This window comes from Intestinimonas sp. HCP28S3_D6, assembly GCF_052065695.1.
In the GTDB taxonomy this organism is placed as follows: Bacteria; Bacillota; Clostridia; order Oscillospirales; family Oscillospiraceae; genus Intestinimonas.
This window is the reverse complement of the sequence record NZ_JBQHTM010000099.1, coordinates 1-3,369: the sequence shown is the minus strand read 5'-3', so window position 1 is coordinate 3,369 and position 3,369 is coordinate 1. Positions and strand designations below refer to the sequence as shown.

Annotated in this window: 3 protein-coding genes and 1 pseudogene; 3 read left to right on the top strand and 1 reads right to left on the bottom strand. The window is 51.3% G+C overall.

Going from position 1 to position 3,369, the window contains the following annotated elements:
• Positions 1 to 119: 119 nt before the first annotated feature.
• Both ACTNBK_RS16710 and ACTNBK_RS16705 read left to right on the top strand, forming a co-directional pair.
• Positions 120 to 200 (top strand): annotated as a pseudogene (locus tag ACTNBK_RS16710) (Arm DNA-binding domain-containing protein); the annotation flags it as partial.
• Entirely contained in the window at positions 183 to 1,133 is a 951-nt protein-coding gene (locus ACTNBK_RS16705) for a tyrosine-type recombinase/integrase (RefSeq protein ID WP_441147785.1), read from the top strand. The pseudogene ACTNBK_RS16710 and the gene ACTNBK_RS16705, both read left to right, overlap by 18 nt.
• A 31-nt stretch (positions 1,134 to 1,164) precedes the next feature.
• Here ACTNBK_RS16705 and ACTNBK_RS16700 read toward each other — a convergent pair whose 3' ends face one another.
• Positions 1,165 to 2,262 carry a recombinase family protein gene (locus ACTNBK_RS16700; RefSeq protein ID WP_441147783.1) on the bottom strand — a complete coding sequence of 366 codons (1,098 nt, stop codon included), beginning with the start codon at positions 2,260 to 2,262 and terminating at the stop codon, positions 1,165 to 1,167.
• 50 nt (positions 2,263 to 2,312) lie between these two features.
• Here ACTNBK_RS16700 and ACTNBK_RS16695 point away from each other — a divergent pair, with 50 nt between their 5' ends.
• Positions 2,313 to 3,125: a C40 family peptidase gene (locus tag ACTNBK_RS16695; RefSeq protein WP_441147781.1), complete on the top strand. Its 813-nt coding sequence runs from the start codon at positions 2,313 to 2,315 to the stop codon at positions 3,123 to 3,125.
• Positions 3,126 to 3,369 lie beyond the last annotated feature (244 nt).

The window sequence follows — 3,369 nt, the reverse complement described above, 5'->3', positions numbered from 1 at the left end:
AAGCAGATAAATAATGGCTATTTTGCACTGAAATCACCTTAACCAAGCGCAAATGGCGGCTAATACATTGAGTAGAAACAGGATAAAGGCTTTTATTCAGAGGTTCCTTAGGTTTTGTCGATGGCAAGCGGAAGCAAGTTGAAAAGGGTGGCTTCAAAACGGAGCGCGAAGCGACCAAAGCCATGCAGGATGTACTCTACCACCTGAACAACACCGGCGACTATGTGGAGAACAAGAAAGTTTCTTTCCACACCGTCTATGAAGAGTTTATCGAGCGTGAGGGCAAGGCCACCAGAGCCTATGCCACCTTGAAGAAATATGATTCTCTCTATCGGAACCATATCAAGGACGAGTTTGGGCCGCTGTATGTCTACCAAATTTCGGACACTATGATTATCGACTTCTTAAATCAGAAGCGGATAAAGTACAGCGAGGAGTATGTGAAGGGAATGTACAAGTTCTTCAATGTGATCCTTCGCTATGCCCACGACCACAAGTATACAAAAAAGAATGTGATGGACTTGGTACCGCCCCCTCCTGATCCGCGCCATGTGGGTGACATCGTGACTTATAACCGCAAGGAGTTGGAGCAGATGATCGAGCGTATCGAATCCACCCGTTCCAAAATCGCATTCCAGCTTGGATTGCAGGCCGGTCTGCGGGAAAGTGAGTGCTTTGCCCTCACATGGAGTGACATCGACTTTGAGAAGAAAAAGATCAAGGTCTGCAAACAGCTTCTCTATCAGGATAAGCAGTGGTGCTTTGCACCGCTGAAAACGGTCAATTCCTATCGGTCTGTGAATATCACAGCCGAATTTGCCCAATATCTTGCGGACATGAAGATGCAGCACGACGCAGAGCGCAAACTGTACGGTGATGGCTACAAGCGCAACTTCGTGACGGACCGGCGCGAGCCTAAGAAAGAGAAGATCATCGAAGTTCCGGACTTCATCAATGTCAAAGCCAACGGCGAGATGCTGACCACCAACGGTGCAAAGTTTCTTGCCCGTATCATCAAGAAGGACTTGGGTATCCACTTCAAGTTCCATAATTTGCGGCACCCGTATGTCAAGCACACGACAAAAAATATAATTCTGAAAAGCAGAAAACCCAAGCCATCAAGATGGATTTGATAGCCTGGGTTTTCCGTTTTTGTATCTTCAATTATTCAAAGAGGTCATGGACCTTGTAAACAATCTCAATGCGATTGTCGGGGAATACATACACCTTTTCAATCAGCAAATCGGTCAGCTCCGAGGTCAGCACATCCGCTGCCGCAATCGAGTGAACGATCTCTTGTCGGCTGCTTTGGCGGGCCTGTTCTTCCCGCTTCAGCTTTGCCTGGGCGGTGACGGCTGCGTAGGCGTTTTTGACTTTCAGTATTTCTCCGTCATAAACAGCTTTCTCCGATTTATAAGTGTCCAGCTCAATCTGCCCCAGGAGATACCGTTCAAAGAGAGCTTGCTTCAGATCTTTCAGAGCTTCCAGCTGCTTCTCATACTCGGAACATTTGGCAGCGGTGGCCTCCAGGTGAATGGTGCCGTCCTCATGGACGGGCAACAGGATTTCCAGCTGTTTTTTCAAAGTGAGGAGGACTGCTTCTTCCAGACCGGCAGCATCTGCCCGGACATCGCGGCAGCGGCTGTTCACATCGGCAGTAGAATGGCGGCACATATAAAACGGTTTCTTTTGAGCGATGCGGGAGAGTGCATGGTCGCAGCAGCCGCAATAGACTTTGCCTTTCAGTGGGTACTCCCTAGTTTTCCTGTTCGGCAAGGAAAACCTGCGCTGCACAGCCTGCACCTTTTCAAATAGTTCTTTGTCAACGATTGCCGGATGATGGTCGGGAATAATGAACCACTTGTCCCGGCCTTTCCTGCGGCTCCGTGTGCCGCCCACTTCAATAACAGCACGACGTCCGATGACATAGGAGCCGATATAGCGTTCATCCTCCAGGATACGGAGAACCGTAGAACTGCTCCAGCGTCCACGGGAGCGTGAGACATCGTGGTACTGCTGCCCATGAGCCGCTTTGTATTCGCCGGGGGTCGGGATACCTTGCTTAAAGAGTTCCCTGGTAACGGCTGCTGCTCCAATTCCGGTTGCGGCAAGTTGGAAAATGAGCTGTACCACAGCAGCGGTTTCCGGGTTCGGTTCCATTCTGCCATCGGCGCTTTTGCGATACCCGTAAGGGCAAACTTTGCTCTGGTATTCGCCACGCTGCATTTTGGCGTACTTGGCGCTTTTGGTCTTGATGGACATATCGCGGCTGTACCATCCACAACTGGACGGACATCATCGCGGTATTTGCGGTGAAAACTGCCGGTGCGGATGCCGATGCTACAGATGTTGTGACCATCGATGAGGAGCGCATCGACCTCATCCGGCAGGTGTTCTGGGATATGAACGCGGTGAGCTGGTATGTGCAGACCATCGAGCATGAGGACGACACCGAAACCATCCTCCATATCACGATCACAAGCAAAAAAGCGACCGAAATGCCCGACATCTATCATTTCAGCAAGAGCCAGCGCGAAGCACTGACCGAGGTGCTGAAGCCGGAGTACGCACAGATGCTTGCCGAGTTGGTCGGCACCTACGGCGGCGAGGTCAGTCTGGACGAGGCGCAGATCCGCGCCATGCTTGCTGCTATGCCGAAAGATGTTTCAGCACAGCGGAAAGCGGTGGTGGAGAAAGCCTACTCCCTGCTCGGCAAGGTGAACTATTTCTGGGGTGGCAAAAGCAGCGCCATCGGCTGGGACTCCCGCTGGGGAACACCCACCCGCGTGACCGCGCCGGGAAGCCGCAGCACGGGGACAGTCCGTCCTTACGGGTTGGACTGCTCCGGTTTTGTGGACTGGGTATTCCACAATTCGCTGAACTATGTCATCGGTCATGGCGGCGGTGCGGCCAGTCAGCACGGCTACTGCAAACCGATCTCATGGAGCGAAGCCCTGCCGGGTGATCTGGTGTTCTATCCGGGCGACTCCCATGTGGGCATTTTCGTTGGCAAAGACGAGAGCGGCAGCCCGCTCATCATCCACTGCGCCAGTTCACAGAACAATGTGGTGCTGACCGGTTTGCAGGGGTTTACGAGTATCGGCAGACCGGATTGCTTTTCGTAAACGGCTATGAAAGGATTCGAATCAGACCGACTTTTTATGTTACTTATCGTCATCTGCACCGATGTGGGCTTAATATCCGAAGTGACAAGAATTGTTCATCTGTCCCACTGCTCGTGTGTATTTGATTCATGGTTTGTTTTCGGTAAAATGAAAATGTAGCAAATGGTACTCAAAAAGTGAGCACCCCAATGGCAAATAAAAAGAGCCATTGTCAGCACCTGAAATAAACGCTACCCTTTAGGTG